Annotated in this window: 25 protein-coding genes and 1 tRNA gene; 12 read left to right on the forward strand and 14 right to left on the reverse strand. The window is 56.8% G+C overall.

Annotated features, from left to right (window positions below; genetic code table 11):
• Window positions 1–3: 3 nt before the first annotated feature.
• The 4 genes from MWU39_RS10780 to MWU39_RS10795 all read left to right on the forward strand — a co-directional run bounded on the left by MWU39_RS10780 (window position 4) and on the right by MWU39_RS10795 (window position 3,032).
• Window positions 4–972 (forward strand): cation diffusion facilitator family transporter, encoded by a 969-nt coding sequence (locus MWU39_RS10780; protein WP_247159990.1) that lies wholly within the window; start codon window positions 4–6, stop codon window positions 970–972.
• Window positions 972–1,553 carry a sigma-70 family RNA polymerase sigma factor gene (locus MWU39_RS10785; protein WP_247159991.1) on the forward strand — a complete coding sequence of 194 codons (582 nt, stop codon included), beginning with the start codon at window positions 972–974 and terminating at the stop codon, window positions 1,551–1,553. The genes MWU39_RS10780 and MWU39_RS10785 overlap by 1 nt, the downstream gene beginning before the upstream one ends.
• Window positions 1,550–2,317 (forward strand): anti-sigma factor, encoded by a 768-nt coding sequence (locus tag MWU39_RS10790; RefSeq protein ID WP_247159993.1) that lies wholly within the window; start codon window positions 1,550–1,552, stop codon window positions 2,315–2,317. Before MWU39_RS10785 ends, MWU39_RS10790 begins: the two co-directional genes overlap by 4 nt.
• A gap of 151 nt (window positions 2,318–2,468) precedes the next feature.
• Complete coding sequence (locus MWU39_RS10795; protein WP_247159994.1) at window positions 2,469–3,032, forward strand: fasciclin domain-containing protein; 564 nt, start codon at window positions 2,469–2,471, stop codon at window positions 3,030–3,032.
• 104 nt (window positions 3,033–3,136) lie between these two features.
• Here the strand turns inward: MWU39_RS10795 and MWU39_RS14600 are convergent, their stop codons facing one another.
• From MWU39_RS14600 to MWU39_RS10815, 4 genes are all read right to left on the reverse strand, one after another.
• Window positions 3,137–3,340: a hypothetical protein gene (locus MWU39_RS14600; protein WP_348646386.1), complete on the reverse strand. Its 204-nt coding sequence runs from the start codon at window positions 3,338–3,340 to the stop codon at window positions 3,137–3,139.
• A gap of 143 nt (window positions 3,341–3,483) precedes the next feature.
• Window positions 3,484–4,761: an ATP-dependent Clp protease ATP-binding subunit ClpX gene (gene clpX, locus MWU39_RS10805; protein ID WP_247159996.1), complete on the reverse strand. Its 1,278-nt coding sequence runs from the start codon at window positions 4,759–4,761 to the stop codon at window positions 3,484–3,486.
• Between the two features lie 205 nt (window positions 4,762–4,966).
• A complete protein-coding gene (locus MWU39_RS10810) occupies window positions 4,967–5,671 on the reverse strand; it encodes an ATP-dependent Clp protease proteolytic subunit (RefSeq protein ID WP_247159997.1) in 705 nt (234 codons plus the stop codon).
• 83 nt (window positions 5,672–5,754) lie between these two features.
• Window positions 5,755–7,089, reverse strand: a complete 1,335-nt coding sequence (locus tag MWU39_RS10815) for an acyltransferase family protein (RefSeq protein WP_247159999.1) — start codon at window positions 7,087–7,089, stop codon at window positions 5,755–5,757.
• Between the two features lie 71 nt (window positions 7,090–7,160).
• Here MWU39_RS10815 and MWU39_RS10820 point away from each other — a divergent pair, with 71 nt between their 5' ends.
• A complete protein-coding gene (locus MWU39_RS10820) occupies window positions 7,161–8,762 on the forward strand; it encodes an amidase (protein WP_348646387.1) in 1,602 nt (533 codons plus the stop codon).
• On the opposite strand, the gene MWU39_RS10825 is transcribed toward MWU39_RS10820, so the two are convergent.
• The 3 genes from MWU39_RS10825 to MWU39_RS10835 form a co-directional block, all read right to left on the reverse strand.
• Window positions 8,728–10,536 carry a HAMP domain-containing methyl-accepting chemotaxis protein gene (locus MWU39_RS10825; RefSeq protein WP_247160001.1) on the reverse strand — a complete coding sequence of 603 codons (1,809 nt, stop codon included), beginning with the start codon at window positions 10,534–10,536 and terminating at the stop codon, window positions 8,728–8,730. The two genes, MWU39_RS10820 and MWU39_RS10825, sit on opposite strands and share 35 nt — an antisense overlap.
• A gap of 155 nt (window positions 10,537–10,691) precedes the next feature.
• Window positions 10,692–12,314: a trigger factor gene (gene tig / locus MWU39_RS10830; protein WP_247160002.1), complete on the reverse strand. Its 1,623-nt coding sequence runs from the start codon at window positions 12,312–12,314 to the stop codon at window positions 10,692–10,694.
• A 76-nt stretch (window positions 12,315–12,390) separates the two neighbouring features.
• A tRNA-Leu gene (locus tag MWU39_RS10835) sits at window positions 12,391–12,475 on the reverse strand.
• 144 nt (window positions 12,476–12,619) lie between these two features.
• Here MWU39_RS10835 and MWU39_RS10840 point away from each other — a divergent pair.
• The 3 genes from MWU39_RS10840 to MWU39_RS10850 are packed head-to-tail and all read left to right on the forward strand — an operon-like array spanning window position 12,620 to window position 14,919.
• The gene (locus MWU39_RS10840) at window positions 12,620–12,931 is read left to right on the forward strand and encodes a DUF3297 family protein (protein WP_247160003.1); all 312 of its coding nucleotides are present in this window, start codon (window positions 12,620–12,622) and stop codon (window positions 12,929–12,931) included.
• Between the two features lie 51 nt (window positions 12,932–12,982).
• Window positions 12,983–14,437 (forward strand): ribosome biogenesis GTPase Der, encoded by a 1,455-nt coding sequence (gene der / locus MWU39_RS10845; RefSeq protein WP_247160004.1) that lies wholly within the window; start codon window positions 12,983–12,985, stop codon window positions 14,435–14,437.
• Entirely contained in the window at window positions 14,437–14,919 is a 483-nt protein-coding gene (locus MWU39_RS10850) for a DUF2721 domain-containing protein (RefSeq protein WP_247160005.1), read from the forward strand. Before der ends, MWU39_RS10850 begins: the two co-directional genes overlap by 1 nt.
• A gap of 58 nt (window positions 14,920–14,977) precedes the next feature.
• Here MWU39_RS10850 and bfr read toward each other — a convergent pair whose 3' ends face one another.
• From bfr to MWU39_RS10870, 4 genes are all read right to left on the reverse strand, one after another.
• Window positions 14,978–15,460 (reverse strand): bacterioferritin, encoded by a 483-nt coding sequence (bfr, locus tag MWU39_RS10855; protein WP_247160007.1) that lies wholly within the window; start codon window positions 15,458–15,460, stop codon window positions 14,978–14,980.
• A gap of 160 nt (window positions 15,461–15,620) precedes the next feature.
• Window positions 15,621–15,824, reverse strand: coding sequence for a ferredoxin (locus MWU39_RS10860; RefSeq protein WP_247160008.1), 204 nt, complete (start codon window positions 15,822–15,824; stop codon window positions 15,621–15,623).
• A 128-nt stretch (window positions 15,825–15,952) separates the two neighbouring features.
• Entirely contained in the window at window positions 15,953–17,248 is a 1,296-nt protein-coding gene (locus MWU39_RS10865; protein WP_247160010.1) for a DUF418 domain-containing protein, read from the reverse strand.
• A gap of 105 nt (window positions 17,249–17,353) precedes the next feature.
• Entirely contained in the window at window positions 17,354–18,349 is a 996-nt protein-coding gene (locus MWU39_RS10870) for an SPOR domain-containing protein (protein WP_247160012.1), read from the reverse strand.
• 230 nt (window positions 18,350–18,579) lie between these two features.
• Between MWU39_RS10870 and MWU39_RS10875 the strand changes: the two genes are divergently transcribed.
• Genes MWU39_RS10875 through MWU39_RS10885 form a run of 3 tightly spaced genes read left to right on the forward strand, consistent with a single transcriptional unit; the run spans window position 18,580 to window position 21,336 of the window.
• On the forward strand, window positions 18,580–19,299 hold the full coding sequence (locus tag MWU39_RS10875; RefSeq protein ID WP_247160013.1) for a ParA family protein: 720 nt from the start codon (window positions 18,580–18,582) through the stop codon (window positions 19,297–19,299).
• 15 nt (window positions 19,300–19,314) lie between these two features.
• A complete protein-coding gene (locus MWU39_RS10880; RefSeq protein ID WP_247160014.1) occupies window positions 19,315–19,905 on the forward strand; it encodes a hypothetical protein in 591 nt (196 codons plus the stop codon).
• 24 nt (window positions 19,906–19,929) lie between these two features.
• Window positions 19,930–21,336, forward strand: a complete 1,407-nt coding sequence (locus MWU39_RS10885; RefSeq protein ID WP_247160015.1) for an SPOR domain-containing protein — start codon at window positions 19,930–19,932, stop codon at window positions 21,334–21,336.
• Between the two features lie 58 nt (window positions 21,337–21,394).
• Here MWU39_RS10885 and MWU39_RS10890 read toward each other — a convergent pair whose 3' ends face one another.
• Both MWU39_RS10890 and MWU39_RS10895 read right to left on the reverse strand, forming a co-directional pair.
• The gene (locus MWU39_RS10890) at window positions 21,395–22,624 is read right to left on the reverse strand and encodes a dihydroorotase (protein WP_247160016.1); all 1,230 of its coding nucleotides are present in this window, start codon (window positions 22,622–22,624) and stop codon (window positions 21,395–21,397) included.
• Window positions 22,621–23,637 carry an aspartate carbamoyltransferase catalytic subunit gene (locus MWU39_RS10895; protein ID WP_247160017.1) on the reverse strand — a complete coding sequence of 339 codons (1,017 nt, stop codon included), beginning with the start codon at window positions 23,635–23,637 and terminating at the stop codon, window positions 22,621–22,623. The genes MWU39_RS10890 and MWU39_RS10895 overlap by 4 nt, the downstream gene beginning before the upstream one ends.
• A gap of 135 nt (window positions 23,638–23,772) precedes the next feature.
• Between MWU39_RS10895 and sppA the strand changes: the two genes are divergently transcribed.
• Complete coding sequence (gene sppA / locus MWU39_RS10900; protein ID WP_247160018.1) at window positions 23,773–25,653, forward strand: signal peptide peptidase SppA; 1,881 nt, start codon at window positions 23,773–23,775, stop codon at window positions 25,651–25,653.
• A 56-nt stretch (window positions 25,654–25,709) separates the two neighbouring features.
• Here sppA and MWU39_RS10905 read toward each other — a convergent pair whose 3' ends face one another.
• Entirely contained in the window at window positions 25,710–26,906 is a 1,197-nt protein-coding gene (locus tag MWU39_RS10905) for an ABC transporter permease (protein ID WP_247160367.1), read from the reverse strand.

Below are 26,906 nucleotides of genomic sequence, written 5' to 3' on the forward strand. Positions count from 1 at the left end.
CCGATGGGGCACGCACACTCTCACAGCCAGGATCACGGGCATGATCATTCGCCGGGCCGGGGCGACGGCGATACCGATTGCCATGGCCTGCACGATCACCATGGGCACCATCACGCGCCGGCTGATTTCGGCAATGCGTTTCTGATCGGAATCGCACTGAACACCGTATTCGTTGTGATCGAAGCTGTGTTCGGTTTTCTCTACAACTCGATGGCTTTGGTCGCGGACGCTGGACACAATCTATCCGATGTCTTGGCTCTGCTGCTCGCATGGGCGGCCAGCGTCGCCGCTAAAAGACCGCCCTCCGAACGCTACACTTACGGTTTCAAGAGCTCGACAATTCTGGCGGCAATTGGAAATGCTCTTTTGCTAGCCGTCGCGATTGGAGCGATCCTGTTTGAGACGCTCCACCGCTTGATGGAACCGCAAGAGCCGCAAGGCATGGTTATGGTGATCGTCGCGGGCATCGGCATCGGGATCAATGCCTTTACGGCCTTCCTCTTCATGCGGGGTCAGGAAGACCTCAATATCAAAGGCGCCTACCTCCATATGGCGGCTGATGCGTTGGTTTCGGCCGGTGTTGTTATCGCTGGTCTTGCCATTCTTTTGACGGGTTTCTGGTGGATTGATCCCCTTGTCAGCTTCGGCATTGTTGCAATGATTGCATGGGGGACTTGGGGGCTGGCTAAGGACAGCCTCAAACTTGGATTACTTGCAGTTCCTGCAAGGATTGACGTGGGCGAAGTGCGCGGCCATCTGGCAGGTCTTGAAGGGGTGGAAGCCGTGCACGATTTGCATATCTGGCCAATGTCGACGACCGAAACGGCCTTGACCGCGCATCTGGTGATGCCCGGTGCGCCCTGCAGTGACGAATTCCTTCACAAGATCGCCCATTCGCTTGAGGATAAGTTCGGTATCGGACATGCGACAATTCAGGTTGAGCGCGGCACCGATTGCGAGACGGATTGCTGATGGTAAGCGGCCCAACACCGGCAACCACGGAAGCGCGCGAAGCGCTTCGCGATGCGATGGTTCGACTTGCGGATGGGGACAGCGCGGCGCTCGAACAGATTTACTCCGCCACTCGCGTGAAACTTTACGGGATTTGCTTCCGTATATTGGGGGACACAAAAGAGGCAGAAGACGCGTTGCAAGACGTATACGTAAATCTATGGCAGCGGGCTGACCGCTACGATCCGGAGCGCGCAAGCCCCATTTCGTGGCTGGCGACGTTTGCGCGCAACCGCGCGATTGACCGGCTGCGCACTGGCAAAGTTCGCGGCGGCGCGGTGCCAGTTGAAGAGGCCGCTCCTCTGCCAGACGCCGCGCCGCTTGCCGATCAGTTGATGATTGACGGTGAACGTGCAGCGCGCGTTCACACCTGTCTTGAGACATTGGAAGACCCCGCGCGCAGCAATATCCGCTCGGCATTCTTCGACGGATTGACCTATGCCGAATTGGCAGAGGCCGCTGATGTGCCGCTCGGCACGATGAAAAGCTGGATACGCCGCGGCATGATGAAGCTGCGCACCTGCCTGGAGGCGGGCGAATGACTGATAAGAGTGAAATCAAACGCGACGATGCGATGATCGCACTGGAGTACGGCCTTGGCCTGCTCGACGGTGAAGAATTGATGACGGCGCGCGGCCGTGTGGCGACTGATCCTGCTTTCGCAGCCGAGGTTGCTCTGTGGGAAGAGCGTTGTGCGCCGCTGCTTGATGAGATTCCTCCGATGGAGCCGAGCAGCGATCTGTGGCCGCAAATCGCAGCGAGTATTGAAGCCAAGACGGAGGCACAAGCAAGCGAAGGCACCGAAGCGGCATCCAATGTTATCGACCTGCAATCGCGCTTGCACCGCTGGCAGTGGACCGCTGGCCTGACATCTGCAGCCGCAGCGATCGCCCTCGCCTTTGCCGCATTCGGCCCGGGCGCAACCGAAGCGCCTAATGACATTCCGTCGACCCAACTCGCATCTGCCGATCCGCTGGTCGCTCAGGTCCCGATTGGCGACACTGGGCTCCGTCTGGATGTGACCTACATTCCCGAAAGCGAAAAAATGCTGGTCGGGGCTATCGGTCTAACCGCCGACGGCGTGCATGATCATGAACTGTGGCTAGTTCCCGCCGATGGCAGTGATCTGCAATCGCTTGGCGTGGTCGTTCCGGGCGAAGTGCTTTCAATGGAACTGCCAGAGACGATTGCGCGCAACGTTGATGACGGTGTGCAACTGGTGCTTACCCGCGAACCTATCGGCGGAAAGCCGGAAGGTGTCGATGCGGGCCCGGTTGTTGCCGAGGGCGCATTTTCTCAGGTTTGACCGGATTCTCTCAGCGACCATTTTCCGCTGAGAAATCAATCAATTCAGCAATTTTTTCAAATATTTGTGATTTTTTCGCATCCGCAGTTACAGGCGATGCGTAGCTCCACATGCAAGATCCGGGAGGGGCTTGCAGACAAAGGAGAAACCAATGCCTGTGACCCCGAAGACACTTAAAGCTGCAGCATTTGCTGCGATTGCTGCAACCACTGGAATCGCCGCAGTAGCGACCACACCAGTAGCTGCGCATCATCACAACAAGAAAGCCGCGCCAAACATCGTTGAAACCGCTCAAAGCACTGGCGTGCATAACACGCTCGTCGCAGCTGTGACTGCTGCCGGGCTTGGCGAGACGCTGTCGAGCCCCGGCCCGTTCACCGTCTTCGCACCGACCGACACCGCATTCGCAAAGCTGCCCGACGGCACTGTTGCAACGCTGATCAAGCCAGAGAACAAAGGCACGCTGACGAACATTCTCACCTACCACGCCGTCGCGGGCAAAGTGACCGCCGGTGATCTGGTCGCGCTGATCAAAAAGCACGGCGGCAGCGCCACAATCGACACAATTTCCGGCGGCAAGCTGACCGCGCGCCTTTCCGGTGACACCGTTGTAATCACCGACGGCGCAGGCCGCGCAACAGCTGTCACCACAACAGACGTCATGACATCAAACGGCGTGATCCACGTGACCGACGGAGTATTCCTCCCGGCATAACGCCTTACCCCCCACCGCGTCGCTCCATCGTTCCCCCCTCCCATCGGGGCGACGCATTTCACGACCCCGTCTGGCCATTCCTCCGGCCAGGCGGGGTTTTGTGTTTAGGTATCGGGAAGCCAGCGCCGCATTTTCGTTTCAAGGATGTGAATCAGAGCAGGGTCCATAAACCTGTATTCGTCAGGAATACCCAGGACGGCGATGCGTGTGTCTTTCAAGGCAACACGGTGCTTGCTCTGTATTTTGGCGCGATGGGCGCGCTCCATCACAAAGATGTGATCCGCCCATTCTATCAGTTCATCTGTCAAAGGCTCTTCGGCATCGCGGCTGATACCAGCCGAAAACGCCTCGATGCCTTCGATTTGTGAGAATACCTGCTCCGCAGTCGGACTGCGGAGCTTATTTTTGGTGCATACGAACAGAAAGCGGCGCGGGCCGCGCGGCGGCTCTATCAGGCCGCTTCTTCTTTCTCGCCCTTATCGTCATCGTTGGAAACGACACGGATAGGGTCTTTCTTGCCTGATACGACGTCTTCATCGATCACGATTTCAGAAACATCGTCCATATCCGGCAGATCGAACATCGTATCGAGCAGGATGCCTTCGACGATTGAACGAAGCCCGCGAGCGCCAGTTTTGCGCAGAATTGCGCGTTCGGCGATGGCGACCAGTGCTTCGTCGGTGAAGGTCAGTTCGACATCTTCGAGTTCGAACAGCTTGCCATACTGCTTCACGAGAGCATTTTTCGGCTCTTGCAGGATTGTAACCAGCGCATCGACATCAAGGTCATGCAAAGTCGCAATCACTGGCAGACGGCCAACGAATTCCGGAATCAGGCCGAATTTCAGCAGATCTTCCGGCTCGCTCTTTTCGAGGAGTTCGCCAACCTTGCGCTTGTCCGGGTCGGCAACATGCGCACCGAAACCGATTGAGCGTTTCTGAAGACGGTCAGCAATAATCTTGTCGAGACCCGCAAACGCGCCGCCACAGATAAACAGGATGTTCGTCGTGTCGACCTGCAGGAATTCCTGCTGCGGATGCTTGCGCCCGCCCTGCGGCGGAACAGAGGCGGTCGTGCCTTCCATCAGTTTCAGCAGAGCCTGCTGAACACCCTCACCCGATACGTCGCGCGTGATCGATGGGTTTTCCGCCTTGCGGGTGATCTTGTCGATCTCGTCGATGTAGACGATGCCGTGCTGCGCCTTTTCGACATTGTAGTCGGAGGATTGCAGCAGTTTCAGAATAATATTCTCGACGTCTTCACCGACATAACCGGCTTCGGTCAGGGTCGTGGCATCAGCCATCGTGAACGGCACGTCGAACGTGCGCGCCAAAGTCTGAGCCAGCAATGTTTTACCCGTACCAGTCGGGCCTACGAGCAGGATATTGGATTTCGCAAGCTCCACATCGCCGCCAGATTTGCCGGAATGCTTCAGTCGCTTGTAGTGGTTGTGAACCGCGACGGAGAGGTTCCGTTTCGCGCTGTTCTGGCCGATCACGTAATCGTTGAGCGTTTCGAAAATCTCGCGCGGCGAAGGCACTTCGCCTTCTTTTTTGCCCGCGATGCCCGCCTTCGTTTCTTCGCGGATAATGTCATTGCACAGCTCAACGCATTCATCGCAGATGAAAACGGTAGGGCCGGCAATAAGCTTGCGCACTTCGTGCTGCGACTTCCCACAGAAGCTGCAATAGAGTGTGCTTTTGCTGTCAGATCCGCTCAATTTGGTCATCCTGTAATCCTCGAATCCCTCGCTCCGACACGCCAGCCAGCCCAAGGGGATTCGTCAACATTATCTCCCATGCCGAATGAATCAACTCAAAGGCATGGTTTTTCGGTCCGCATGGGAGGGGAAATCGCTACCCATGTGGCCGAATTGTCTACTTCAATTGCCGATTGTCCCGCCATGGGGCGGAACCGACCGGAACGTAACCGACTTACTCGGGTGCGCCGCCGGAACCTTCTTTATCATCGCCCTCTTCATTTTCAGGACGAGTCTCGAAAACCTTGTCGACGAGACCGAATTCCTTGGCCTCATCCGCTTCGAGGAAGGTGTCGCGGTCCATCGCTTTTTCAATCACATCGAGCTTTTGCCCGGTATATTTGACGTAAAGATCGTTCATGCGCTTCTTAATCCGCAGGATCTCATTCGCCTGAATTTCAATGTCTGAGGCCATGCCGCGCGCACCGCCTGAAGGCTGGTGGATCATGATGCGGGCATTTGGCAACGCGACGCGCATGCCCGGCTCGCCAGCGGCGAGGAGGAAACTGCCCATCGATGCAGCCTGGCCCATGCACACGGTCGAAACGCGCGGCTTGATGTATTGCATCGTGTCATGGATCGCCATGCCAGCGGTCACAACGCCGCCGGGTGAATTGATATACATCGAAATCGGCTTGGAAGGGTTTTCGCTTTCAAGGAACAACAGCTGCGCAGTGATAAGCGAGGCCATGCCGTCTTCGACCTGACCGGTCACAAAAACGATGCGCTCGCGCAGCAAGCGCGAGAAAATGTCGAAGCTGCGCTCGCCCCGGCTGGTCTGCTCGACCACGACCGGCACCAATGCGCCGGTAAGTGGATCGCGCGTGAATTGGCCTTGCGAGCCGTATGTTTCGCCGGAATTGCCGAGCAGATCGATCATATGGAAAACCCTCTTGAATATCGGACAAACAATGTCGGGTCAGGCCGCTTGGGATTCAAGGGCTTTAACCTTTCAGATGGCAATCATCTGGGGGAAAGAGACGCGCCGGAGCCAGTTGCGCCGGATTGAGCGGGTGATTTTACCGGTTGCGCGCTTGCGCTGAAAGCCGCGATCAGACCGGGCTGTTTCTTCACAGCCGCGATGTCGGTCTTGCCGTTGAACAACAGCCGTATAATTGCAAAACGGCGGACCAATCCTTCGTGGATGGCAATCACAGTACCCGCCGCTGCGATGGTCAGCACGCTGAATTCAACCGCGATGGGCCATTCCACCTCTGTCAGCATCTGTCCGTAAATGTACACGAAGCAGTGGTGGAACAGATACATCGAAAGCGCGCAATCGGCGAGCCACTGGGTGCGAGGTCCGCCCTCGCTGAAGAAGCGGTGGAAAAACTGAAGAATGAACAGCACAATCGTCCAGATCGCGAGCTGATTGAGGAACAGCATAGTGATGCTGACTTCAAAGCTCTGTGCAGCGTCAGGATAAGGCTGGAAGAACAGCGCCGCCGCCGCCGCGTAAGGCATCCACCAGCGCCACTCAAACAGAGCGCTGAGAAGGCGCGGTGAAAGCGCCGCCATGACGCCAATGACAAAGAACGGGAATTCCGAAACGAGTTTGTACCAGCTTTGGAAACCCGGGAAGATCAGGTCATAGCTGCCCGGCACCAGCGCCGCTGCGGAATAGTTTGCTGTGTTGGCGAGCGCGAACACCAGCAGCGCGACGGCAAAGGCGGCGCTTCCTGAAATCCAACCGGCAAGCTTGTCAGAAAACGCCACTGCGAGGCTGCGCAGGCGCGATTCTTTCGGCAGTAATGAATGGACGACCACCGCCAGCAGGAACATCGGCAGCAGACTCACAAGAAACCAAAGATGCAGTTGCCACGTACCGTCGGCCCAGATTGCTACAAAAGCGGGACTGCCGATCCAATCGAGCATCGATCCTTGGCCGCCGCTATCAGTCCAACGCAGATAGTGCTCGATCATGTTAAATGTCAGCGCGATCGCGACTAGCGGCACCGCCGTACGCAGCAAGCGGTTGGAGATGAAATCGCCTGCGGCGCGCCGTGTCAGCAGCAGCACAGCGAAGAACCCTCCAACGAAGAAAAACGTCGGGGTCACAAACAGGTGAAAACCAAAAATCAGCCAGTCAAAAAAATCTGCACGGTCTGTGTTGCCAGTTATCCAAGGCCGCGCGGGAGCGTAAACAGTCCCTGCATGGAGAGCTACTGAAAGAAACATCAGAACCGAACGCGCGCCATCAATATCATGATAGTGTTTGCGTGCAGGTGGTGCTTGCATTGAATTTGACATGTCGATCCAGATGAAGGGGTGGCTGGAAGATGCCGACTTACGCGGCATGAGGCGAGCGACAATGGCACGAATTCATGCGTCCATTATTGAGACGTGAGCCTTCCAAATGGTTACCAAGCGTGTCTGCGGTCCTCTTGCGCGCTAGCCATAAAACCGCGATCAATGCTTCCATGAAAAGCACACTCGCAACCATCGCCGCCCTCCTCGCCAGCACATCAGCGCTCGCTCAAGACCAAACTGCGAAAGGCGACTATGACGCCGCCCAAGCGATTGCCGAGCAAGTCGAACGCATCGAGACCCTCGATTATGGCGAGAATGGTATTCAGGCAGTGCTCGTGCATTCGCTTACGGCAGGCTTCAAAGCGCGCGCAGCGCAAGAAACAGGTATCCTCAAAGGGCGCTCGGTCCTGGTGAAGGACAATATCGAGACCGAGGAATGGGCCACGACTGCAGGTAGTCTTGCCTTGCGTTACAACTTCACGAAACGCGACGCCCCCCTGATTGCCAATATCCGGCGCAGTGGCGGGGTAATCCTCGGCAAGACCAACCTGTCTGAATGGGCCAATATCCGTTCGAACGATTCAACGAGCGGCTGGAGCGCCGTCGGCGGGCTGACCCGCAATCCGCATGCCATTGATCGCAACTCATGCGGTTCTTCTTCAGGCAGCGGTGCTGCGGTCGCAGCGGGTTTCGCTTGGGGCGCAATCGGGACAGAGACGAACGGATCGATCACTTGCCCTGCTTCGGTCAACGGAGTGGTCGGTTTCAAGCCCAGCGTCGGAGTGGTCAGCCGAACCCACATTGTGCCTATTTCCAGCACACAGGACACGGCCGGGCCAATGACGCAAACGGTGCACGATGCGGCACTGCTTCTAACCGCGATGGCCGGAGAAGACCCATCCGACAGCGTTACCTTAACGGCACAGAACCGAACCAATTATGCCGAAGGTCTGCGCGATTACTCGCTGCAAGGCGTTCGTATCGGCGTGATGCGCAATCAAATTGGCAACAGGGATGATGTGCGCGCCGTCTTCGAACAATCCCTTACCGATCTGGAGCGCGCAGGCGCCGTCCTGGTCGACATCGAATTTGATCTCAACACTCAAGTTTTCGAAGACAGCTTCACCGTCCTGCTGTTCGAACTCCGCGAAGAGATGGGCGAATACCTATCCTCAATTCCAGAGATACAAGGACAGGCAACGCCGCGCAGCCTTGCCGATCTGATCGCGTTCAACGAAGCGAATGCGGACGCGGAAATGCGTTGGTTTGATCAAGGGATATTCGAGGTTGCCGAGCGGACCACTGACCGCGAAGCTTATGAGAAGGCGCGAGAGAGTGCGGTGCGGATTGCAGGTGAGGAAACACTCGATGCCCTGCTCGCCGACAACCAAGTTGAATTCCTAGTCGCCCCGACGCGAGGTCCGGCATGGGTCAGTGACTTGGTGATTGGTGACAATTTCAACGGTTCTATCGGCTTCGGATCACCCGCAGCGATTGCGGGCTATCCGCACCTCACCGTGCCAATGGGAGCGATTGAAGGCTTACCTGTTGGCATCAGCTTTTTTGGAGCAAAGTGGGATGACCACAAAGTCCTAAAGCTGGGCGCAGCCTATGAGAAAGCCCGAACCGCAAAACTGCCGGTGCCTTCTTTCAAGCGATGGGAACCGGCGCAGCGCCCGAGTGCTCTTACGCTGCGCGAACCTGTTTCAGAAAATCGCTGACCTGCTCGCGTAGCAATTCTGCCTGATCGTTCAGTCCGGACGCGCTTTCCAAAACCTGCGTAGCAGTCGAACCCGATTGATTCGTGACTTTGCTGACTTCGTCGATGGTCGCGCTCACATTTTCAGTGTTGCGGGCCGCAATGTCGATGCTGCGGGCGAGATCCTGGCTGGCGACAGCCTGTTGATCGACCGCTGTCGCAATAGCAGAGGCTGCAGACTCGAGTTCGACCACCTCTTCGGAAATTTGCGACAACGCCGATGCGCTCTCGGCAGTAACAGATTGCATTTCACGGATCAGTGTTTCGACCTCTTCGGTCGCCCGTCCAGTTCGCATCGCAAGCTCTTTGACTTCCGATGCGACAACGGCAAATCCGCGACCAGCCTCACCGCCGCGTGCGGCTTCGATGGACGCGTTCAATGCAAGCAGGTTGGTGCGTTGAGCAATGCCTGCAATCACTTCCACGATCTGGCTAATCTTCCCAGCGGAATCGGTTAGGCCGGCGATTGTCTTATCCGCTTGTTTGGCGGCTTTGGTCGCGCGTTGAGCCCTTTCAGAGGATGAACCCGCCTGCCGGCTGACCTCGTTGATCGACAAAGAAAACTCGTCTGTTGCTGATGCTGCACCGGTGATTCCGGCAGACGATTGCTTAAGGTTGGAATTGGCGTTCTCGACCGACGTTGACGAGCTTTCGACGTTTTCGGCGAGAGTATTGGCAGCGAGATGCATTTCGCTGGATGCTGCTGCAACCTGGCTGGCTACGCCGCCGACAGTCTCTTCAAACTGGTCTGCGAGAGATTGAAGCAACTGGCTATGCGCTTCACGTTGGTTCTCGCGTTCCTGTTGGAGCTCGCGTTCACGTTCCAATTCTTGATCGTGGTCTAGCTTGGCTTGTTCCGCAGACCGTTCCTGCACTTTGCGGAGAATGGTCAATGAATCAGCAAGTTTACCGATTTCATCGTCCCGATCCGCCTCTGGCATCGCAAGCGCGGTTTCGCCCGCTGCGATCCGCTCACTTGCATCGGCAATATTCACAATCGGTGACACAATTCTGCGCGCCACGAGCCGCTTGCCAAAGAAGACAAGGCCCAACGCCACCAAAGCGCCAAGGGCCAGTGCAGCAATAAGGAACTGAATTTCATACAGTCCTTCGCCCGAATATTGCTCGGTCCGGGTCGCTGCAATGTCGCGCAATTCAACGATCTGCAGCGCAGTCGTATCAATCTCATCATAGCGTGGGCCAAGGAAAGATTCTTCTACAACAATCGCGCGCGGTGCATCCCGCACTTCTTCCAAAATCGTAACGATGCGTTGGAGACTGTTTTCGAGATCGTCGACCCGTGCAACAAATGCCGGGTCAATTGATCCAGCGGAGTCGCGCAGTTCGCCATTCATTGCAATCGCATCGCGAGCGTGCTGAATCGAGGCTTCAATAAGCTCAGGCTCATACCCACGAGCGCGATATGCCCCCATATCGTCCTTGGACAGCGCCACACTACGGGTCATGTTGGCAGTAAGAAATGCAACATTTGTAAGGTCAGCAAGGGTCGTAGAGCGTTGCTCGATCCTTATAGCGCCGACGGTCGCAATTGCGCCCAGCGCCAATACGAGGATCGCAAACAGGTTGAAAACTTTGCCAACTTGCTGGGTGATTGAACCCTGCTGAAGCCAGCCCAGAATCCGTCCCTCGGACCCGCCATTACCATCGACACCCATTTCCATCACATTTCCCCAGTCCGACAACGTAACGTTCCGGACTTTGTCTGACGTTGTCATTGCCAGTTTGTTAGGATCACAAGGTTAATTTTGAGTAACACTGTTCCGACGCGCAATGCGTCCAGCTAATGAATCAAAAAGAGCTGCGTCTCGAATGAGACGCAGCTCTGATTTTGTTAGCATTTCGGGGCTCGGTACAGCCCTGAACAGCCTGCTTAGTCAGCTTTCTTGGCTGCAGCCTTCTTCGCAGGTGCTTTCTTCGCTGCTGGCTTCTTGGCGGGCGCTTTCTTCGCAGCGGCTGGCTTGGCTGCTGGCTTTTTGGCCGGAGCCTTCTTAGCCGGGGCCTTTTTCGCAGGTGCTTTTTTGGCAGCTGGCTTTTCCTCGGCCGCAGCTTTCTTCGCCGGCGCTTTTTTAGCGGCTGGCTTCTTGGCTGGCGCCTTCTTCGCCGCTGGCTTCTTGGCCGCAGCTTTTTTCTTCGGCGCAGCTTTGGCCTTGTCGACTTCTGCCTCGTCGTCTACCTCGATCGCCGCTTGCAGTTCTTCCTGCGTCACTTCGCGCTCGGTTACGTCGGCTTTGTCGAACAGGAAGTCGACAACTTTGTCTTCGTAAAGAGGTGCGCGCAGCTGAGCCGCAGCCATCGGGTCTTGTTGCACGTACTGGACAAAGCGTTCGCGATCTTCTTCGCGATATTGCTGCGCAGACTGCTGGATCAGCATCTGCATTTCCTGCGCACTTACCTCAACGCCATTGGCCTGACCGATTTCCGATAGAAGCAGCCCAAGACGCACGCGGCGCTCGGCAATTGCACGGTAATCGTCTTTTTCGTCTTCGATCTGCTTGAGAGCCTCTTCAGGGCTCTCTTCGCCAGCAGCTTCCTGTTGAAGCTGCTGCCAGATCTGTTCGAATTCAGCATCGACCATAGTGGCAGGAACATCAAAATCGTGACCTGCTGCCAATTGATCGAGCAGTGCGCGCTTCATTTGTGTGCGCGTGAGGCCAGCGGTCTGCTGTTCGAGCTGGCCTTTCATGATCTCTTTCAGCTTATCGATGCTGTCGAGACCGAGCTGTTTCGCAAACTCATCGTCGATCTTGGTTTCGGTTTCGACCTTCACCGCTTTCACGGTCACATCGAAAGTCGCTACTTTGCCAGCGAGGTGATCGGCCTGATAATCTTTCGGGAAGGTCACAGTGATGGTTTTCTCATCACCAGTCTTCACACCGACCAACTGCTCTTCAAAGCCCGGGATGAATGTGCCCGATCCGATAACCAGCGCAGCATCTTCGGCTTTGCCGCCTTCGAACTCTTCGTCACCCAGCTTGCCGACAAAGTCGATGATCAACTGGTTGCCGTCGGCAGCCTTTTTGGTTTTGGCGGCGTCTTTATAGCTCTTGCTCTGGCCCGCGATGTTCTGGATCGCTTCGTCGATCTGCTCGTCTGCAACCGGAACAACCAGCTTTTCAAGCTTCAGACCATCAGTGCTTGGCGTTTCAATCGCAGGAAGCACTTCCAGCTCGACCGTGATTTCAGCGTCTTTGCCTTCCTCATAGTCTTCGCTCAGCGCGATCGATGGCTGCATCGCCGGACGCAATTCTTCGTCCTTCATCAGCTGGTCGACCGATTCGCGGATCACGTCATTGACGGTTTGCGCGTGGATTTGTTCGCCGTGCATCTTTTTGACGAGATTGGCAGGCACTTTGCCCGGGCGGAAACCCGGCATCTGCACCTGCGGAGCAATCCGTTTGATCTCGGCATCGATCTTATCGCTCAATTCCTTGGCGGTAATGGTGATCGTGTAGGCGCGCTTGAGGCCTTCGTTTGTTGTCTGCTTGGTTTGCATGGGGTTTTAACTACAGCCTTCTTGAGCAAAAATTCGTTTGTGTGTCTTCGTTTATCCGGAGTCCGGGGCGAGGCATTGGTGCGGGCGAAGGGACTCGAACCCCCACATCTTACGATACTGGTACCTAAAACCAGCGCGTCTACCAATTCCGCCACGCCCGCATGCCCAGACGAAGCCGCGCGGAAGACTTAAGGTCCCCCGCGCGCATCTGCGCTGGGCCTGTATCGCCGCTTGAGCAAAAGGGCAAGCTTAGCTGTGATATTGGATGCTTGTTTAGGACAGCCTTGCAGACTAATGGGCGGGTCATGTCTGAAGAAAACACACCTACACCGTCACCGGCACCGTCTGCAAACGACGTCCCGCCCAATCACCTTTCGGTAAATCCGCGCAGCTCCGCCTTTGATGCGGACGCTTTGCAACGCGGCGTCGGCATTCGGTTCAAAGACCGCGTGCGCACCGATATCGAGGAATATTCGATCACCGAAGGTTGGGTCCGCGTTCAGGCCGGGAAGACTGTCGACCGCAAAGGCCAACCGCTGACAATCAAGCTGACTGGCCCTGTAGAGGCGTGGTTCGAAGATCTCGGCGACAATCCACCGGTTGCTAAGAAGGACTAAGAGCGCCCATTTCTTGCCAAGTGGCAGGATAGGGGCCACTTGATTGGCGCTATGAAACCTCAGGTCATCATCATCGGTCGTCCCAATGTGGGTAAGTCGACGCTGTTCAATCGGCTCGTCGGCAAAAAGCTCGCGCTGGTTGATGATCAGCCGGGTGTGACCCGTGACCGGCGCATGGGCGATGCCGAGATTGCTGGTCTGCAATTCACCATCGTCGATACAGCCGGCTGGGAAGACGAAGATGAGCTAACTCTGCCCGGTCGGATGCGCAAGCAGACCGAGGCAAGTCTTGAGGGAGCAGATGCAGCGCTTTTCGTGGTCGATGCGCGCGCAGGCCTAACCCCGCTCGACGAAGAGATTGCGCGGTATCTGCGCGAGAATGAAGTGCCGATTGTGCTCGTGGCCAATAAAGCGGAAGGCTCCGCTGGCGAATCGGGCGTGTTGGAAAGTTATTCGCTGGGCCTTGGCGAGCCCGTCGCACTGTCTGCCGAACATGGAGAAGGCATCGCCGACTTGTTTGGCGGTCTATGGCCGATTATTGGCGAAAAAGCCGACGCAGCTGAGCAAGCTGCCGAGTATGACGCCGAGTTCGATGAAGACGCTCCGATGGGCCCATTGAAGCTGGCCATTGTCGGGCGCCCGAATGCAGGCAAATCGACTTTGATCAATCGACTGCTCGGTGAAGACCGTTTGCTGACCGGCCCGGAAGCCGGGATTACACGCGATTCGATCGCAATCGATTGGAAATGGACCGATCCCAAAGCCGGGCCAGATGATGATGGCGAGCGGGAAATCCGCCTTATCGACACCGCCGGTATGCGCAAAAAGCGCAATGTGACCGAAAAGCTGGAAAAGCTATCTGTCGCCGATGCACGGCGCGCGGTGGATTTTGCCGAAGTTGTCGTGCTTCTGCTCGACGCCACTCAAGGGTTGGAGCACCAAGACCTTAAGATCGCGAGCCTTGCGCTCGAAGAAGGCCGCGCTCTGATGATTGCCATCAACAAGTGGGATATCGCGGGTCAAGGCGGCCACGACACGCCAAGCGGCCTGTTCAACGGTATCAAAGCCGCACTGCACGATGGCCTTGCGCAAGTCCGCGGCGTTCCGCTGTTCGCGGTGAGTGCGAAGACTGGCAAAGGGCTCGACACGATGCTCAGCGCAGCATTTGAGCTGCGCGAAAACTGGTCAAAGCGTGTCCCTACAGCGGCTCTTAACCGTTGGTTTGACGATGCGATGGAGGCCAACCCGCCTCCCGCGCCAGGCGGACGCCGGATCAAGCTGCGCTACATCACTCAGGTTGGCACACGCCCGCCGCGCTTCGTTATTTTCGGCACACGGCTCGATGATCTTCCCAAGAGCTATGAGCGGTATCTGGTCAATGGCATCCGCGCGAAGCTGGGCTTTGACGCCGTGCCGGTTCGCGTGAGCCTGAAGAGCCCGAAAAACCCCTACAACGCCAATAAAGGCGGAGGCGGAAACTACAGCGGCGGATCGGACAAGACGTGATGCTGGATCTGTTTGCAGCCTCCGATATCGCCGCAGAAATTCTGGAACGGACATCGAGCACGCCGGATACGCTGAGCGCGGTTCAGCTGAGCCTCGCCCCTGCATTCCTGTTGGTCGGTATTGGCAGCATCATGAACGTGATGGTGACCCGTCTGAACTGGATCGCGGGCCGGATCGAACGGCTTTCTGAAGCCGTTGAAAAGCAGCAGAGCGAAAAGACCGAGGCCGAGATCGATTGGCTCTGTTCGCGCCGCTTATTGGCGCGGCGGGCAATCATGCTTGCGACGGCTGCAGCGGTTGTGATCAGTGTTGTGATCGCCGTGTTGTTCAGCTCGGTCTATATCGACACAAAGATCGGCACTGTCGTTGCGGTGCTTTGGATTGTGACGATGGGCTTGCTCATCACCGCGCTATTCCACTTCTTGCGCGAGACTTGGCTGGCTGCGCGCGGTCCGGATCACACCCAGCGTGAGGGCAAATAGAAAAGGCGAGACATCACTGTCTCGCCTTCCCATAATTTTCGCGATGCGCTGAGGCGGATTATTCCTCGCCAGCGGCCTTGCTCTGCAACTGCACGTAATTCTGCAGACCCATATTCTTGATCATATCAAACTGGGTTTCGAGAAAGTCGACATGCTCTTCTTCGTTATCGAGGATGTGCGCGAACAGATCGCGGCTGACATAATCGCGCACGCTCTCACAATACTCGACGGCATCACGCAGCAGAGGGATAGCGTCTTCTTCCAGAGCCATATCGGCTTTCAGGATTTCTTCGACGTTCTCGCCAACACGCAGATTATGAATGGCTTGGAAGTTCGGCAATCCGTTGAGGAATAGCACTCGCTCAGCAAGCTTGTCGGCGTGCTCCATCTCTTCGATGGATTCCTTGCGTTCATATGCTGCAAGTTTGGTCACACCCCAATCGTCGAGCACGCGGTAGTGCAGCCAATATTGGTTGATAGCAGTCAGCTCGTTGGTGAGCGCCTTATTCAAAAATTCGATAACCTTGGCATCGCCCTTCATGGCGTTGTTTTCCTTGAATTATGGCTGCGATAGACGCAGCGAATGGTGTGATTGAGCACACTCTATATGCGCGCTCAAACCCCATTCCGCAAGGTCGTGTTCAAAATTTCTCGTTAGAAATCAGGTGCTTGCGATCAATTCGCAATAACGCTTCGCTAACTTATACTGCGACTTTTTCGCAAGAAGCAGCGACACCTGCGAGAGCCCGTTCTTGATCGATGATTTCGCCCGCTTTTCCAAGGCATTGGCCGCAATTGGGCCGTTTTCCCAAGCACGCATAGGTCGCCTCTGCATCGCCGCCGCTCGTCAAAGCCGCCTTACGAAGGTCCGTTTCACGGATTGCGTTGCAAATGCAGATATACATTGGGCTTAAGAATCACTCCTGCGAAGCGTTTGCAAAAGCAATTTATGAGAATTATTCTCAATAGCAAGGGGCATGTGCAGTTTTTTTGGTTACAACACCGCCTCTGCTCCCACGCGAAAGAAGCGACTTTACCGCTTTAACGGAAAGATCTTGCCATAGGTCAGGCATCGCCACAGCCATTCAAGCGGACCATAACGATACCGATCAAGCCACGGCTTTGACCAAACGAGCATCAGTCCGCAGGTAAACAGCATCACGATGTAAAGCTGCGGGCGGGTAAGCTCACCGAATAGCCCCAGCGCCCAGCCCTGAAACACAAACAGCAAGACGATCGATGTCCCGATATAATTTGTGAAAGCGGCGCGGCCCGCCGCCCTGACCCGTTCAGCAAACCAGCCGTTCCAACCAGATGAATATTCAACCATCAACGCCGCCATTCCCAGCATCATCAGGAATTGCGGAACAGCGGTCCATCCAACGAATGCCGCCAGCATCGCATAGTAGGTAAAGCCCACGGATTTCAGCCAGAGTCCAAGGCCAAGATACCAAGCAGCGCCAACCGCCAATCCGATCCAGCCCCAGAGCCGCATTTTTCGCGACGAGAAACCGCCACTGAAAAAGCCCATCCGATACAGCGCCACGCCCAGCAACATCAGAGGCAGCGTTTCCAAGGCAAACAGCAGCACATTCCCAATCGGGTCAGCCCAGTGTTCAGAGACCCGGTGAGCGACCTGCGCTCCATAGTCCCCCGACTGGATGAGCTCGGCTTCAACCGCGCTATCCTTCAACGCGACATCCTTTGCCGCATTCATGCCGTCTCTCATTTCTAGAAACGGTGCTGTTTCCCCCATGCTCGTATCGGCGGCCAGATACGGCATCGAAAGCATCGCTGCATACAGAATGGCGCCCGAGATATAACCAAGGAGACCCATCACAAACTGGGTCTTTGCCGCCCATTTCAGGCATGGAACCACCACGAACCCGATCAGCGCATAATACATCAGAATATCGCCGTACCAGATCAGGAAAAAGTGGATCAGGCCGAAAAGCAGGAGAGCGAAAAGGCGCCACATCTGGCGCCAGCGGGTTCCGCCCCGCGCCCATGTCCGCTCCATGAACAGATACATTCCCGCGCCGAAGAGCAACGTGAACAGCGCACGCATCTTGCCATCAATCAGCACGAATTGGGCAATCAAGAGCCACTCGGACGTTTCACCGTGCGGGGTGAGAAAAGCCTCGGGGAACATATAGGCCGCAGTCGGCTGTCCAAACGCGACGATGTTTGCCGCGAGGATACCCATCACCGCGATCCCACGGATGAAATCTAGGCTGGATATACGTTCCTGAATAGAAACAGGCGCGATTTCCGCTACTGCGTCTTCCGCAATATCTTCTGCGGCTGCCACGGCTGGAGCGTCGCTCATGATATATTCCCCAAATGATCCCTGCCTCTAATCTAGCAGGGCCTCACATGAGGGAAAGCGATATATCAAAGCGCCACGATCATGCCGCTAAATCAAAGCGATAAATTAGGGCTTGGCGACGATGCAGCCCTGCCCTTGCCGCTTGAGCGAGGCGCAAGCAGCGGTGGCTTCGGCGCGCGAGGCAAATCCGACAGCCTGTAGGCGGGTTACTTTACCGCCGGGCACAAGGACTTTGCGCGTGCCCGATAGAGCAGGATTGCCGGAGAGCTTTGTCCAAAGGCGATCTGCATTGCTGGACACACCGAATGCGCCGAGCTGAACTTTCCACTTGCCCCCAGAATGCGAACGCTGAGTTGCTGGCAGAGGTGCAGGAGCGCTTGGCCGCGCGACTGGCACCGGCATTGAAACGGCAGCGATGCGTGTGGGCTGAGCCACGGGTGCTGGCGACGAAGCAGGCGTGCGCGTTGCAAGGTCAACTGCTGCCAATTCGGCTGAACGGCGCTTTCCTGCCTCGATTTCAATCTCGCGCGCGACAATTTGCGCCTTCTGGCGATCTTCGTCAGGCACATACTGATCCATCTGCGACAACGCCGCCCGTGCTTGCGGCAGATCTGCGGACTGAGCCAGGGTTAGAAACGCATACGCCCTGACCCAATCTTTATCGGCATAATCGCCGTTGAAATGGGCAAGGCCCAAAACATATTGCGCACGCGGATCCCCGCGTTCAGCAGCGGCCGTGATAAGCGGCATGGCGTTTCGTTGCTCGCCCTGCTGGAACAGCAGCAGGCCATAATTGTCGGCAGCTTTCACATGCCCTTTTTCAGCAGCCTCAGCGTAGAGCTGTTTCGCACGTGACACATCTGCTGCAACACCGCGGCCAAGACGGTATGCCTGGGCCATATTGAACAAAGCATCGGGGTCACCTGCACGCGCAGGCTCCTGCCATTCGGCAACAGCGCGGTTAAAGTCTCCGGCGCTCCATGCATCCACGCCCGCTTTTACATCAGCCAGCGCCGGGCCAGCGATCAAAGCCAAGCCAGCTGCACCGATTAATGCGGTACTGCGGATCAATCCGGATGAGTCTTTGATGCGTTTTGCCATGTGCAGTGCGCTCCTGAATATAAAGCCAACCCTTAGGTCGCGTGGCGATTATCTCGCGTTGTCCGCACTATAGTGAACAAACAGTTAGGATTTCGTTGCCGCCTTTTTTGCCTCGGGAAGCGCCGATTGCAGCCGCGTCGTTAACCTAAAATTAGGGGTAGTCTGCGATCTCAAGGTCACTCAGTCGCAATTGAGCGGCACAAATGGTCACAATTAGGGGGACCCTGGCGTTGCGTGTACTCGCTTTGGCATCACAGAAAGGTGGATCGGGTAAAACGACCCTTTCCGGACATCTGGCCGTACAGGCTCAGCGCGCAGGCGCTGGCCCGGTCGTACTCATTGACATTGACCCTCAAGGTTCATTGGCTGATTGGTGGAATGAACGCGAAGCGGAATATCCCGCTTTTGCGCAAACCACCGTTTCACGCCTCGCAAATGACCTTGCTGTTCTGCGTCAACAAGGTTTCAAACTGGCGGTCATTGATACGCCGCCCGCGATCACAATGGCTATTCAGTCGGTGATCAGCGTTGCGGAACTTATCGTAGTACCGACCCGCCCAAGTCCTCACGATTTGCGCGCTGTTGGTGCAACTGTTGATCTTTGCGAACGCGCTGGCAAACCGCTGGTCTTCGTAGTCAACGGTGCAACGCCAAAGGCGAAAATCACATCGGAAGCCGCCGTCGCGCTGTCGCAGCACGGCACTGTTGCTCCGATCACTCTTCACCATCGCACAGATTTCGCAGCCTCTATGATTGATGGCCGCACAGTGATGGAAGTCGAACCGGAAGGCCGCAGCGCCGCCGAACTGACTGCGCTCTGGAAGTATATTTCAGACCGTCTTGAAAAGAATTTCCGACGCACTGTCTTCGCCGCACCTCCGGGTGGTGGTCAGCCGCAAGCTGCCGCCGCGCGTCAGGGTGGTGGTTTCGGCCGCCGGGTCGCTCAGTAAAAGGCTGTTCGAACCATGTCCGAAGCCAGCTTTGCCTCTCTAAACCCGGCTCTGCTCGCTCGTAAGGGCGGGGCGAAGCCTGCCATGCGTCCACAACTTGCCCCGCTTCCGGAAGATCCGGCGGCGATGGCGGCTATGGCAGACGAACAGCTCGAAGATCTCGGCTGGAACGACATGGGTAGCGAAAACGCAGAGAACGAGAATTCGGATGCCGAAACCGGCGCCGATGTTGTCTCGATCACGGCGAGCGCAGCCAATGAAGACGTCATCGAGGCGCCTAGTCCGATTGTGCGTCGCCAGCAAAAAGACCTGTCCGAACGCGTGCTTGCCGATGCGGCAATGCCAGCGAACGAAGAGGTCACGGCCGAGCCAGTCAAACCGGTCAAACGCAAAGCCAAGAAGGCAGCGAAGGCCAAGAAATCAAAGGCATCCGGCAAACGTGCGGCGTTCACGCTGCGACTTGACGCCGACCGTCATCTCAAACTGCGTCTGGCATCGACCATGAAAGGTGTGAGCGCACAAGCGTTCGTCACCGATGCGCTGGACGCAATGCTTACCGAATTTGAAGAACTTGATGCGCTCGCCGAGCGTATGAAACGCACCTAAGCGATACGATAGGGAACCAAGACAATGGCCATGACAAAGCAAAGCAGCACCAAGAGCCGCATTAGCACGCCGAAAATCGGCCTTGTCGTCACGACAGCGCTCGCAAGCGTCGTTCTTTCGGGCTGCACCACGTCTGCCGCAGCTCCAGCTGCGACTTCCTTTAACAAAGCGCAGGTCGCGCTTGAAAAGGGTCAGGTTGATAAGGCCATCGCTTTTGCGGAAGAGGCTGTTTACGCCGAACCTCGCAATTCCGGTTTCCGCGCCATGCTTGGCGCTGCCTATCTTGAATCGGGTCGCTTCCAATCGGCAGCGACCAGCTTCGAAGACGCGCTTGAACTCGGTGACGAAGATCCTCGTACTGTTCTCAGCTATTCGCTTGCAAAAGTGGCACTGGGTCAGAACAAGGCCGCACTGGCCAAGCTCAGCGATTGGGAACGCGCAATCAATCCAGCAGATTACGGTCTGGCCGTTGCGCTTGCCGGCAATCCAGAGCGCGGCATTCACGTGCTGACGAACACTCTCCGCGAAGGTCAGAACACCGCTAAGGTGCGTCAGAACCTAGCCTATACTTATGCACTTGCCGGAAACTGGCGTGCTGCCCGTGTTATGGCTGCAGAAGATGTGCCGGTCGACCAGCTCGATGGCCGCCTTTCAGATTGGGCTTCCAATGCCCGTCCAGAAGACTACCAGGTCCGCGTTGCGAACCTGCTCAATGTCACTCCGGTTTCAGACGGCGGTCAGCCGCAGCGTCTTGCGCTAGCAAATTTCCCAAGCCAGCAAATGATGGTCGCAGAATCCGAAGCGCAAGCTCCGGTTAAAACTGCTCAGGCCGCTCCAGCATTGGCAACGGTTCCGAATTCGGCAGCAACGTTGACTGATACCTCGGCAGGCCTCAAACGTGCAGCGCCAAGCCGTCCTGTACGCGTCGCCGCAGCAACTCCCGTTCCCGCTCCCAAAGCAAAGCCTGCTCCAGCAGCAGTCGCCAAACCAGTGAGCAAGCCTGCACCGCGCTTTGTTTCAAAAGCGGTCGTGCAAGACGTTTCAAAGTCATTCGCGGCACCGGCAGCTGACGCTCCGACACGCGTCGAAAAGAAATCGTCGCAGCGCCGCATGGCCGTCGCAGCCAAACCAGCTGGCACACACCTCGTCCAACTTGGCAGCTTTAGCAAGCGCTCTGTTGCCGAAGCAAAATGGGACGAAATTCAGCGTAAGCACCCTGAGCTGAAGGGTCACGATGTTGTCATCACCGAAGCTCGCGTGAACGGAAAAACATACTTCCGTGTAGCAGCGGCTGGCTTCACATCGAAAAGCGCGCGCAGCATGTGCGGCTCTGTCAAATCTGCCGGTCGCGGTTGCTTTGCCTATGCCGCATCAAGTCCACCAAAAGGCGCGGTTGATCGCGGTGTCCGCATCGCAGCGCGTACACGCTAAACCAGATTTACAGTTTTCAGCGAGACTGCCCTCGGAGCGCGAGCTCCGGGGGCATTTTTTATATCTGAACGCCGCCTTTGAAGAGAGCCTTCACCCGGCCCTGAACGCCTTGGCGATCAAACGGGGTATTATCGGAATTCGCCTCCATTTTGGTCCGGTCGACGAACCAGGGGGCGTCAGGGTCAATGATCGCGATGTCTGCTTCAAACCCTTCAATCAACGCGCCAGCTTTCACTCCCAGCAATCCGGCCGGATTGGCTGCGAGCAGTTTGAGAGCGCGAGCCGTACCGATCACATCATCTCGGACCAGCCCGAGCGTCATCGCCAGAAGAGTTGCTGCGCCGGCCATTCCCGGATCGGCATCGGCGAATGGCAAACGCTTGCCCTCTGGACCGCGAGGATCATGGCCGCTGCAAATGACATCGACGACGCCATCGGCAATCGCCTCGCGTGCAGCCAGGCGATCCGCTTCGCTGCGTAGTGGCGGAGACAAGCGGGTGAATGTGCGGAAGTCGGCGCTGGCGAGATCGGACAGCATGAAATGCGCCGGAGTGATCCCGCAGGTCACGTTCACCCCGCGAGCTTTCGCATCTCGTACCAGTTCAAACCCCCGCGCGGTCGTAACCTGACGGAAATGCACCCTCGCCCCGCTCATTTCTGCCAGCGCGATGTCGCGGGCAAGAGCGAGAGTTTCGGCCTCTGCTGGGGCGCTTGGAAGACCAAGCCTTGTGGCGATCTCTCCGGCGGTCGCCGCCGCTGCGCCTGTCAGATTGCCATCTTCGGGATGGGATACGACAACCAGATCGAGCATTGCCGCATATTGCAGCAGCCTCAGCATCACACCGCTATCTGCGATCCAGCTGCGCCCCGTCGCGACGCCGCGCGCGCCGGCATCTTTCATAAGAGCAATTTCGGCGAGCGCCTTGCCTTCTAGGCCGGACGTTGCCGCTCCCAATGGATGAACCCAAAGATCGGGCTTCCCGCTTTTGGCGATAAAGTTCACGCGGCTTGGATAATCGAGAGGCGGCGATTGATCGGGCATCAATGCCGCACGGGTGATCCCGCCGAAATGAAAAGCAGGTTTGTCGATTGCAAACACACCAAGATCGACAAGGCCCGGTGCGATCAGCTTACCTCTTGCGTCGTAGGTTTCGTCGCCATCTTGCGCGCTGACATCCGCGCCCAAAGCGGCAATCGTGCCATCAACAATGCGGAGAGCACCTTTGATAATCCCCTCTGGCGTGACAAGCTGGCCATTGGCGATGGTGAGAGGCTTAGCCTGTTTCATGCCCAGCCCTCCACCTTGCGCGCGCTGCGCGTGAGAATATCGAGACAGGCCATCCGGATTGCGACGCCCATTTCAACCTGCTGTGTGATGATTGACCGGTCGAGCAAGTCGGCGACTTCGCTGTCGATCTCGACGCCGCGGTTCATAGGGCCCGGATGCATAACAATCGCTTCGGGTGCAGCTTTCTGAAGCCGCGCTTTCGTAAGCCCGTAGAGGTGATGATATTCGCGCTCAGACGGGATGAATTGACCAGACATTCGCTCCGATTGAAGTCGCAACATCATAACAACATCCGCGCCCGACAATGCTGCGTCAAAGTCGTAGAATGGCTCCGCGCCGACCGCTTCGATCCCTGCAGGCATTAAAGCAGGCGGAGCGCATACTCGCACTCTCGCACCCAGCGCTTGAAGGCAGAGAATGTTGGAGCGCGCGACCCGGCTGTGAAGAATATCCCCGCAGATCGTGATCGTCATGCCGGTAAAGTCTTCGCCGCTCTCCCCGCGCTCTTTCAGCTTATGTCGTAGTGCAAGTGCGTCGAGCAGCGCCTGTGTAGGATGTTCGTGCTGGCCATCGCCTGCATTGAGAACCGGGCAGTCAACTTTGTCCGCGATCAGCTGGGTTGCGCCGCTTGATCCGTGGCGGATGACAATGGCATCCGCGCGCATCGCATTCAACGTGATCGCGGTATCGATCAGCGTCTCCCCCTTTTTCACCGAACTTTGCGCGGCATGCATATTGACCACATCCGCGCCCAATCGCTTGCCCGCGATCTCAAAACTCAGCAGCGTTCTGGTGGAGTTTTCGAAGAAGGCGTTGATGATTGTCATCCCGCTCAGCAGCCCGGCATGCTTGGCGCTTTGGCGGTTCAGATCCACCCATTGCTCTGCCTGATCGAGCAGATAGAAGATTTCATGTCGCTCTAGCTGACCGATGCCGGTGAGATCGCGATGCGGGAATGCCAGACGACCCGCTGGAAAGCGGTTTTGCGCCTGTGAAGAATCCGAAGCTGTCATTAAAGCCATGCCTTTAGTCGAGCCGTATCTGTCACTCAACCCATTGCGCGAAGCCTATGGCATGGAATTTCATGCAAATGGTGGTTAGGTGGGGTGAACAAGCGCGGCTAAGGTGCCGCCAAAGGGGCTAAATCTATGAGTTTTGTCGGCAAAGTCTGGAAAGTTTTGGTCGGAGTGAAGGACGGTCTTGTCCTGATCTTTATGCTGCTTTTTTTCCTCGCTCTCTTTAGCCTTCTTTCCGCCAGCCCGAACCCCGGCCAGGTCCGCGACGGTGCGCTGTACATCGATATGTCTGGCTACGTTGTCGAAGAACGGTCTCAAGTAGATCCGATCGCGACCTTGCTCAGCGGCCAAGCCCCGCCAATTGAGCATCAGGCCCGCGATCTTGTCCGCGCATTGGACGCCGCCGCAGGCGATGACCGGATCAAAGCCGTTGTGATGGATCTCACCACTTTTATCGGTGGTGGTCAGGTTCACATGCAAGAAATTGGCGAAGCGATGGACCGCGTTCGCAAAACCGAAAAGCCGGTTTTCACATACGCCCTCGCTTACGGTGATGATCACATGCACCTCGCCGCCCATGCCAGCGAAGTCTGGGCCGACCCGCTTGGCGGCGCGATGATTGCCGGCCCCGGCGGCAGCAACCTGTATTACGCCGACCTTCTCGAGCGACTGAATATCAACGCTCGCATCTACCGCGTCGGCACATTCAAGGCGGCTGTAGAGCCCTATTCGCGCAGCTCCATGTCTGATGAAGCTCGCGAAAATATTGGCGCGCTCTACGGAGCGCTGTGGGAAGAATGGCAAGCCAATGTCAAGAAAGCGCGCCCGTCAATTGATCTGGACCGTGTCACGAAAGACCCGGTCGCCTGGGTCGAAGAAAGCAGCGGCGATCTGGCCAAGGCCGCGCTCGCTGCGGGATTGGTGGACAAGCTCGGCGACAAAGTCGAATTTGGAACACGTGTCGCCGAAGTCGCTGGCGAAGATGATTGGAGCAAGAAGCCGGGCGCCTATGCCAAAAGCGATCTGACACCGTTTCTCGCCGACACAGCACCTTCCAAAAGTGGCAAAGCAATCGCGGTGGTGACTGTCGCCGGCGTGATCGTTGATGGAGAGGCTGGACCAGGAACTGCTGGCGGCACCCGCATCGCGAATTTGCTTGATGACGCTCTTGATGATGACATCGCCGGGCTAGTGGTTCGCGTAAATTCGCCGGGTGGTTCGGTTCTCGCATCTGAAGAAATCCTGCGCGCCATCGACAGACACCGTGCCAAGGACATCCCAGTCGCGGTTTCCTTTGCCAATGTCGCGGCGAGCGGCGGATACTGGGTCGCCACATCGAGCGACCGCATTTTCGCCCAGCCGGAAACAATCACCGGTTCGATTGGTGTGTTTGCCGTGCTGCCAACCTTCGAAGACGCGGCTGGCGAAATCGGGGTGAACGCCGATGGTTTCCGCACAACTCCACTATCGGGTCAGCCCGATTTGGTCGCGGGTTTGACGCCGGAAGTCGATGCTATCCTTCAAGCCTCGGTCACTGACACGTATAGCGATTTTCTGGACCGCGTGTCTAAGGCGCGCGGCAAGACCAATGCAGAAGTGGACACGATCGCACAGGGCCGCGTCTGGGACGGCGGCTCGGCGCGTCAATTGGGACTTGTCGATCAATTCGGCGGTCTTGACGATGCGCTCGCATGGGTAGCTGGCCAAGCCGAACTCGAAGAGGGAGACTGGCATCCCGTTTTCCTTGGTGAACAAGTTGCCGACTACAATTCGCTCATCCGCCAGCTCGTTTCAGCCGATGCGGCTCCAGCGGCCCGCTCCACTGACCTGTTCGCCCGTGCGGCAATCAATCGCGAAATGATGCTTTCGCGCATTGCGGCGGACGTCGAACGCCTCACCGATGCGAGGGGAATTCAGGCCTATTGCCTCGAATGCCCGACAGATCTTCGGCCCAAATCTGGCAAAACTGCAGCGGGAATGATCGAAGTTTTTCGCGCTCTGGTGGCCAACTAAAGAGCCTTAGTTCGTTCGGAGTTTCGCGCTGCTTTCGCTCCGCTTACTCCGGACGGCTACTCGTGACGCAATGCGTCGATAGGATCGAGCTTTGAGGCTCGTCTGGCAGGATAATATCCGAAGACAATTCCCATTGCAGACGCGAAAACAAAGCTCAGAATGTTGATGGTCGGATCGAAGACGAACGGCACGTCGATCACTCCCGCCAGAGAGACCGATGCGACAAACGCAAGCAACAGCCCGACGAGGCCCCCAAGCGCACAAAGCACAACCGCCTCGGTCAAGAATTGCAGCCGGACCTCGCGGGCGAGCGCACCGATAGCCAATCGTATGCCGATCTCGCGAGTTCTCTCTGTTACCGAAACCAGCATGATGTTCATGATCCCGATGCCGCCAACGAGCAGGCTGATCGATGCAATCACCGCGACCATCGCAGTAAGGGCGCCGGTCACTGCGCCCAGAGCATCATTGACCTGCGCCGTATCGATCACGTTGAAATCATTGGCCTCTTCCGCCTGCAGCAATCGTCGCTCGCGTAGCAAATCAACCAATGATTTTTGGATAGCAGACGAGAGATAGGCGCTGTCATATTTCACCACGAAATAGTCGACTGTGTCCGTCCCACGGAATCGCCGCTGCACAGTTTTCATGGGCATCATGACGGTATCATCGTCATCAGCCCCGTTGCCGCCTTGGCCTCGCTCTTCGAGAACACCGACGACCGTACAAGACACCCCGCTCAGGCGCATCCTCTCACCGACCGGGCTAACATCGGGTAGGAATATCTCCTCGCGGACTTTCGGGCCGAGCAAGCACACATTCTTGCCCGACGTTTCTTCATCGCTCGTGAACGCGCGCCCTTCAACCACTTCGATAGCTTGCGCCTGAAGGAATGCGCGATCCGCTCCGGTTATGCGCGTGTCCCAATCCTGACCGTTAAAAAAGGCCGTGGCGTTCGTGCTTACATTACCGGCAGCAACCTCCACTCCAGCAATCTGTTGCTCCACTGCGTCGACATCATCCTGATCGAAAGGCCGAACAGTCCCGCGATCGGTTCTGACCGGGAAAACGATGAAATTGCTGGCGCCAAGCGACGAGATTTCGTCTTGCACCGATGCCGTCACACCATTCCCGAGTGTCACCATCGTTACGACCGCCGCGACACCAATGATGATACCCAAGGTTGTCAGGATCGAACGCAGCAAATGCCTTCGGATTTCACGAAGAGCCAATAAGAGGGTTGCGCCGAATAT

Origin of the sequence: Erythrobacter sp. F6033 (genome assembly GCF_023016005.1) — a bacterium.
Lineage (GTDB): Bacteria > Pseudomonadota > Alphaproteobacteria > Sphingomonadales > Sphingomonadaceae > Erythrobacter.